7 protein-coding genes and 1 tRNA gene are annotated in these 6,370 nt (G+C 59.1%); 2 read left to right on the top strand and 6 right to left on the bottom strand.

The window, feature by feature from the left end; all coding sequences use genetic code 11:
* Window positions 1-147: 147 nt before the first annotated feature.
* On the top strand, window positions 148-366 hold the full coding sequence (locus QKE30_RS10525; protein ID WP_347934756.1) for a heavy-metal-associated domain-containing protein: 219 nt from the start codon (window positions 148-150) through the stop codon (window positions 364-366).
* A gap of 150 nt (window positions 367-516) precedes the next feature.
* On the opposite strand, the gene QKE30_RS10520 is transcribed toward QKE30_RS10525, so the two are convergent.
* From QKE30_RS10520 to QKE30_RS10500, 5 genes are all read right to left on the bottom strand, one after another.
* Window positions 517-1,014: a flavin reductase family protein gene (locus tag QKE30_RS10520; RefSeq protein ID WP_239201021.1), complete on the bottom strand. Its 498-nt coding sequence runs from the start codon at window positions 1,012-1,014 to the stop codon at window positions 517-519.
* A 27-nt stretch (window positions 1,015-1,041) separates the two neighbouring features.
* Window positions 1,042-1,117, bottom strand: a tRNA-His gene (locus QKE30_RS10515).
* A gap of 119 nt (window positions 1,118-1,236) precedes the next feature.
* A complete protein-coding gene (gene orn / locus QKE30_RS10510) occupies window positions 1,237-1,869 on the bottom strand; it encodes an oligoribonuclease (RefSeq protein ID WP_347934755.1) in 633 nt (210 codons plus the stop codon).
* 58 nt (window positions 1,870-1,927) lie between these two features.
* A complete protein-coding gene (gene cmrA, locus QKE30_RS10505; protein ID WP_011273188.1) occupies window positions 1,928-2,731 on the bottom strand; it encodes a mycolate reductase in 804 nt (267 codons plus the stop codon).
* A gap of 113 nt (window positions 2,732-2,844) precedes the next feature.
* Window positions 2,845-3,489 carry a type II CAAX endopeptidase family protein gene (locus QKE30_RS10500; RefSeq protein WP_239201022.1) on the bottom strand — a complete coding sequence of 215 codons (645 nt, stop codon included), beginning with the start codon at window positions 3,487-3,489 and terminating at the stop codon, window positions 2,845-2,847.
* A 132-nt stretch (window positions 3,490-3,621) separates the two neighbouring features.
* Here QKE30_RS10500 and QKE30_RS10495 point away from each other — a divergent pair, with 132 nt between their 5' ends.
* Window positions 3,622-4,476, top strand: a complete 855-nt coding sequence (locus QKE30_RS10495; RefSeq protein WP_239201023.1) for a DUF6882 domain-containing protein — start codon at window positions 3,622-3,624, stop codon at window positions 4,474-4,476.
* Between the two features lie 195 nt (window positions 4,477-4,671).
* On the opposite strand, the gene QKE30_RS10490 is transcribed toward QKE30_RS10495, so the two are convergent.
* Window positions 4,672-6,177: an ATP-binding cassette domain-containing protein gene (locus QKE30_RS10490; RefSeq protein ID WP_239201025.1), complete on the bottom strand. Its 1,506-nt coding sequence runs from the start codon at window positions 6,175-6,177 to the stop codon at window positions 4,672-4,674.
* Between the last annotated feature and the right edge of the window lie 193 nt (window positions 6,178-6,370).

The raw sequence follows: 6,370 nt of genomic DNA, 5'->3' as shown, positions 1-6,370 counted from the left end.
GGACATCGCCTTCTAGAGGGGAGGGTGAAGTCCGCTGAAGAATTCCACTAAGGCGTGCCCGCTGAGGCATATCGTGGAATAAAGCGTGTTCCGAAGCGCTGAATATTAAGAAGGCTACGAAAGCAACGTCAAAGAAAGGCAAGCATCATGAGCGCATACACCTACAACGTCACCGGAATGAGCTGCGGGCACTGCGAAAACGCCGTCAGGGAGCAAGTTTCCAACCTTCCTGGTGTTTCGAACATTGAGGTCAGCGCAGACAAGGGGCTGCTGACGTTCGAGCACGACGGGGCAGCAGGGGAGCTGACGGATCAGCAGGTCATCGGCGCGGTCGACGAGGCCGGCTACGAAGCCACCCGCGCATAGCGCCCGCTGTACAGAGCGGAGGATTCGGAGGTGGGGGCGCGCCGGGCGCAGCGAGCGAAGCGTGCGGCGCGGAGCGCGCGTGCACCGAAGTGGGAGCGGGGAGGCGCACCGCCGCGCAAACTGCGCGCGCTGCACACGAGCGCGCCGCCGCTAGAACGGGCGCAGCCCCGCGATGCTGTAGAACTGGTGGCCCAGGAAAAGCAGCGCCGAATCGTCGGAGATCTCCGACACGTCCAGAACCTCCGCCGCCACCAGCGTAGATTCCCCCGCGCGGGCCGTATCTGAAATGCGCGCCCGCATCACGGCCCGGGAGTTGGGCAGTAGCGGCTCGCCCGTCTCGGCAGTCACCCACCCTTGAGATTCCGCGAAGCGGTCCGCGCCTGAGGTGGCGAAGGAGTGCGCGATGGGGGACTGGGCGTCATTAAGAAAGTGCACCAACATGCTGCTCGACCGCAATAATTTGCCTGCCGAGCCCGTGCGCTTCATCAGCGAGAAACTGATTGATAGTGGGTCGAGCGACAGAGAAGCAACAGATGATGCGGTCAGGCCGACGGGCTCGCCGTCGACGGTCGCGGTGATCAGCGTTACCCCCGCCGGATGTCCGCGGAAGACATCTCGAAACGCTGCTTCAAGATCGGTGTTACTCATTAGCATCACTAGACCTTTAGAAAAATTTGGGGTGACTGACGGGACTCGAACCCGCGACACCTAGGATCACAACCTAGTGCTCTACCAGCTGAACTACAGTCACCATTGCTGTTGAAAACAGCGGATTTCATGTTAGCCCAAGCCCTGCGCCTTAACCAAAAGGCCAGCTCGCAAGGGGTGAAACGGGGCTAGGTGTGCGCTGAGGAGGTGCTGGGGTCAGCGCTAGATCGGGAAGCGTTCCGTCGCTGCCTTTGCCGCGGCCGTGGCCTCCGCGTTCGAAGGGTCGGCCTCCACCAGCATCGCCCGGCGGTAGTAATCCAGCTCGCGGATGGATTCCTTGATGTCCGCCAGTGCGCGGTGCGCCATGCCCTTCGCGGGCTGGCCGTTGTACACGTGCGGGTACCAGCGGCGGGCGAGTTCTTTCAGGCTGGAGACGTCGATCATGCGGTAGTGCAGGTACTGGTCCAGGTGTGGCATGTAGCGGTTGATGAACTTCCGGTCCGCGCTGATGGTGTTGCCGGCCAGCGGCGCCACGCCTGCGGTGGGCACGTGCTTCTTCACATAGTCGAGCACCTGCTCCTCGGCCTCCTCTAGCGTGATGTCGGAGGCGCGGATCTGTTCCGTCAGGCCGGATTCGCCGTGCATCTTCGTTACGACAGCATCCATGCGGGCGAGGTCGCGTTCGGCCGCGTGAATCACCAGGTCCAGCCCCTCGTCGAGTGGCGTGAGGTCCGCATCCGTCACAATCACCGCAATCTCGACGAGCACGTGTTGGTCCGGGTCGAGGCCCGTCATTTCGCAGTCGACCCACACGAGTCGATCGTTTTTGGCAACTTGATTCGGGGTGGTGTTCACGGATGTTCCTTTCTGTTGTTGATAATTCTATGTCTTTTTTGGTGACGCCCCTTCGGAATCAGTCGCTTTCGGTTGCCATTTGGGCGTAGAACTTACCCACGATCGGTGCAGTGACCTTCCGCGGCAGGTACGTGGATACGAAATTCATGGCCTTGGACAGCGGGCCGGGGACTACGCGGAGTTTGTTCTTGGACAGGGCAGTCAGGGTGTCGATGGCGCAGTCTTCGTAGGTGGTCCAGAGGAAATCCGGGACGGCATCGTCTACTTCGGTGAGCTGCTCGTCTTCCTTGCGGGCCTCGCGCACCGGGCCGGGTGCCAGCAGGGTGCACTTAATGCCGTGGTCTTTGAGCTCGTAGTGCAGGGACTCGGTGAAGGTGTTGACCATCGCCTTGGTGCCGACGTAGGTTGCGTTTCCGGGGATGGCCATGTTGCCGGCGGCGGAGCCGACGTTGACGATGCCGCCCTCGCCGCGTTCCAGCATGCCGGGCAGCACGGCCTGGGTGAGTTCGTAGAGTGCGGTGGCGTTGAGCTCGAACTGCAGGCGCTCGTAATCCCAGTCGAGGTCCTTGAACTGGCCGAAGGTAGCAATGCCCGCGGAGTTGATGATGATGCTGACCGGGGTGGTGCGCAGCTCTTCCAGCAGCTCTGCGCGGGCGGGCGCATCCGCCAGGTCGACGGAGCGGATCTGCACGTCGCGGTTCGGGAATGCGTCCGCGATCTCCTGCATGGGAGCTACGGTGCGGGCGACCAGGAGTAGGTCGTAGCCGCGCCGGGCGAGCTCCTCGGCGATGGCCTTACCGATGCCGGAGGAAGCGCCGGTGATCACGGCGTAGGAGCCCGGGGTGGGGGCGGGGAGGTCCAGTTCTGCGGACTTCTGGGACTTGCCCAGGGGGAGGGAGCGGAGGGCGTCAATAGGGTTAAAGCGGCTATTCGCAGTCATGGCTACAACCATAGCGGGCGGTGCGGACAAGAGGCTTAGCCAGCGACTCCGAAGACGAGTAGCCCGACGACCAGGTTGTTCAGCATGTGAACGATGAATCCCGCCCATAGTGTGCCGTGCCACCTGGTGATCAGTGCGCAAGAGATGCCGAGGAAGGCCGTAAAGAGGATAGCCGGCGGGGAGACGTGAGCCAGACCGAAAAGCAGTGAGCTGAACAGGACACTCAGGGCAGCTGGCATTAGCGTGTCGAAGTAGCCCATGAGAACCCGACGGAAGACCAACTCCTCGAGGAACGGACCAAGCAGCAGATACGCCAGGAGGACGAGGAGGATGGGGAGGGTCTGCCCGGATTCGCCTGCGCTAGTCAAGGTCGAGGAACGCTCGCCATTTTCCATTCCCAAGATTGAGGCGACAAATGCCGTGGCAGCACCGGCTGCGATGATTGTCACTGGAGTCTGCCAGAGCAGATGCCAACCTCTTTTAGAGAGTGAAGTGAAGCCAGTTTCGATGTTCTGTTTCCGCAGGTAGAGAACCAAAAGCCAGGTGGGCAGGCCGAGGGCGATGATGAACATGAATGGCAGAGCGCCGAGGACTACTCCCTTGTCCAGGGAGAGTTTTGCCAAGCCCAACGCCTGGACGGCGAGGAGCCCGTAAGCGGAGAGGAGAGCTGCGACGGACACTAATGCGTCCTTTGTGCGAGGAGGGGTTAGTTGTCGGTAGGTCATGGATCCTTTCGCAGGTGAGGCTGCGTGAAGCATGGGCTGTATGAAACAGGCTCAGCGAGCTGAGCTAAGCGGTGTTAGTTTAATCACATGATTCCCGATATTCGCAGAGTTGGACAACACGCTGCGCTGTACGCCCATGCGCGCTGTGAGCACATCATGGAACAGATCGAAGACCGCGTTGGCGATGACTGGGGGATTGCCGTAGGCGAAATTGAAGGTGAGCAGTACTACCAGTTTCAGGGGCGGGTTAAGCTCGCCAATGCTCGAGTGGAACTCGTCGCGACCGTTGACGTGGAGTCTGCGACTCTCAAGTGGGAATGGGCGGATGAAGCGGCTGTTTCCGGAGCTGCAGAACTTGGTCGGCGCCTTGCTGCGGAAGTGATGCGCGAGTGGGGCGAGGAACAAGACCTGCCAGGGTTTACGACCCCAGTTGTGCCTTACGAGGTTCCCGAGTGGGACGGCGATGAAGCTGAACCTGGTAGCGGGGAAGACACAGAAGATGAGGAAGGCGAAGAAGACGACGAGCTGTATGCGCAGTCAATTGCAGCGGCAGCCGTTTCGGAGGATGTAGGGGATAGTGCGTTCGAAATCTTTGGTTCGCATGCTTGTTACGCAACCATCCCGAACGAAGACGAAGACGAGATCCGGATTTACTTGATGGATTCGTTCAACCCACCGATGGAGGAGACGGATCTGTCGGTGATGTTCGTCAAGTTCGACGCCATATTGTTGGAATGCGACGACCCGGTGTGGAGCATCGAAGGGATTGCGCATCAGCGCGAGGACTGGACGGTCGAGGAAATCGAGCCGGAGAACAAGCAACGCGCGTGGAAGATTGCGGACAGCGAGGGACGCTACTTCGTGGTGGAGTTGAGCTTCAACGAAGACGACACGATCGCAGAGCTTGGCAAGAAGGGGCTGTTTACAGAAGAAGGTGCCTGACGAAATCCGTCAGACACCCAAGCTAAGAAACGAAACCGGCGCCCCGGAAAAGAAAAACCGAGACGCCAGTTTGTCCATGATGCCGCGACTGTAGTGGCAACGATGCCGCGACTTATAACAGCACTGCCTGAGCACATTTGAGGTGTCGATTATGCGCCCGTTTTCGTGTGCCGACTGGCCCATTGCAAAGTGCGTTTAAAGCTCGATGGTGCGATCCAGCGAAAGGCGCGAACAGAAGTGTTCATCGTGGCTGACGACGAGTAACGCTCCGCGGTAAGCGGAGAGGACGTCGACAAGCCAGTCCACGGTGGGGATATCCAAGTTGTTAGTCGGCTCGTCTAGTAGCAGGAACTGCGGTGCGGGGGAAGCAAGCAGCACGCGTGCGCACTCGGCACGGAACCGCTCGCCTCCGGAAAGTTGCCCCACTGGCGCGTGGACACTGTCATTCTGGAACAACAGTTGTGCTAGCTTGTCGCGGATAAACTGCGGGTCAGCCTGCGGATTGCTTTCCGCGACCAGCTCCCACACACTCTTGTCCGCTGGCAATGTGATGCGTTGACGTAAATAGCCGCGGGGAAGCGCATAGTCGACGTCGCCGCTGGCAATCCGGTTGAGAAACGTAGTTTTTCCCGCCCCATTGGCACCGGCGAGTCGGACGCGTTCGGGGCCGACGATTGTCAACAGCTCGCTGCTCAGAACCCGCGTGGCATTGGGAAGGCTGGTATCGGGAAGCTCGATGTGAACGTGAGTGTCCTCCCGCAACCTAAGTTGTGCTAAGTCATAACCTTCCCGAGCTTGTGACACCGAGGCTGCGGCATCACGGGTACGCTTGGCTGACGAGACCTGGGATCGGTTCTTATCATTTCCCATGGCCATACCAGGCTTGCGTTTGGAGGTAGCGAACTCTTTACCTCGGCGGGCGTTACGGGCAAGCCGTGTCTGCATCTCGGCACGTTGGCGAACTTCCTTGTGATAGGAGGCTTTGGCCTCACTTACTTCGGCCCGCACGGTTTCCTGTTCGTGGTCGATGGTTTGACGGTAGTGCTCAAAGTTCCCGCTAAACATACGTAATGATCCGTGATAGAGCTCAGCTATCTCGTCAGCGTGGTTGAGCAGCTCCCGATCATGCGAGATGACGACCATGGGCGCCGGGGAAGCGTCAATCATACGCAGAAGGCGCTCCCTGGCAGCGGCGTCGAGATTATTCGTGGGTTCATCAAGAATGATCATCTCTGGTTGGGAGAAAAACAGCGCCGTCAGCGCCACAGCGACGGCCTCTCCTCCCGACAAGTTGCCGACGCTGCGAGAAAGGGAAAAGTTCAATCCTGACGCGCTAAGAGCGGCCTGGATCCTCTCCTTGAGATCCCAGTTGTCAGCAACGATGGCCGCGAGTTCCTCGGAGTAGTTGCCCGCTTCGATTTCCGCTAGGGCATCTAAAATCTCGCGAGCCTTGAATACGTCTGCGATGGTGTCGGTCACTTTGAGCCCTAGATCTTGGTCTAGGTAGCCGATTTTAGGGGCCGTCACGGTACCAGAAGTGGGTTGATAGATGCCGGCCAACACCTTAGCGAGAGTCGATTTTCCTGAGCCATTAGCACCGACAAGGCCGGTGAAATGCGCGCCGAATGTGGCGCTTAAATCTGAAAAACAAGGAGTGCCGTCTGGCCAGGTAAAAGAGAGATGAGAAAAAGAAATATGCATGCCAAGTTCCGCCTTCGAGCCAACGATGATTAAGGAAGCGTCGAATTAGGAACGGATCTTCATAGGGCGAAACCGTACTTCAAACCAATCTGAGTGTCAATGCTCACTAACTGTAGAAGTGCGCATGATGGTCTGCTGGGGTACACCCCAAACGAACAGTTGTCCGAAGTCAGGACAATGGCGCCCCCGGCAG

The organism is Corynebacterium sp. c24Ua_83, assembly GCF_039907245.1.
Taxonomy (GTDB): Bacteria; Actinomycetota; Actinomycetes; order Mycobacteriales; family Mycobacteriaceae; genus Corynebacterium.
The sequence above is the reverse complement of the archived record's forward strand: the minus strand, read 5'-3'. Positions and strand labels throughout refer to the sequence as shown.